This is a genomic window from Streptomyces olivochromogenes (genome assembly GCF_021538895.1).
GTDB lineage: Bacteria > Actinomycetota > Actinomycetes > Streptomycetales > Streptomycetaceae > Streptomyces > Streptomyces olivochromogenes_A.
Genome location: NZ_JADDRL010000276.1, coordinates 1 through 601, shown reverse-complemented (window position 1 = coordinate 601; position 601 = coordinate 1). Strand labels below are relative to the sequence as shown.

1 protein-coding gene is annotated in these 601 nt (G+C 73.0%); it reads left to right on the top strand.

All coding sequences use genetic code 11. From position 1 onward, the window contains the following. Nucleotides 1-601 (top strand): condensation domain-containing protein (locus IPZ69_RS46790; RefSeq protein WP_235461024.1); only part of this gene is annotated, 601 nt, incomplete at both ends.

Sequence of the window (601 nt, the reverse complement as noted above, 5' to 3'; positions counted from 1 at the left end):
ATTGGACCGCACGGCGCTTGAGGCGGCGCTGGGTGATGTCGTGGGCCGGCACGAGTCGCTGCGGACGGTGTTCGTCGAGGCCGACGGGGAGCCGGTGCAGCGGGTCCTGCCGGTCGACGCGACCCGGGTGGACCTGACCGTCACGATCTGCCGGACCGAGGAGCGGGACGCCGAAGTGGCCCGGGTGTGCGGGCACTTGTTCCACCTGGAGACGGATCTCCCGTTCCACGCGGAGCTGATCGAGCACGACGGCGACGGGGACGGCGACGAGGTCACGCTGGTGCTGGTGATGCACCACATCGCCACGGACGGTTGGTCGATGGCCCCGCTGCTGGCGGATCTGTCCACGGCGTACGAGGCGAGGGCACGGGGTGCGGTACCGGAGTTCGCTCCGCTCCCGGTCCAGTACGCCGACTTCGCGCTGTGGCAGCGGGACCAGGCGGAGTCGGAGCGGGCCGGGCTCGGGTTCTGGCGTTCGGCGCTGGCCGGGATGCCGGAGGAACTGGCCCTGCCCATCGACCGCCCGCGTCCCGCCCAGCCCGGTCACCGGGGCGGGCAGGTGCGGCTGCCGATCGACGCGGCGCTGTCGCGCGGCGTCCGT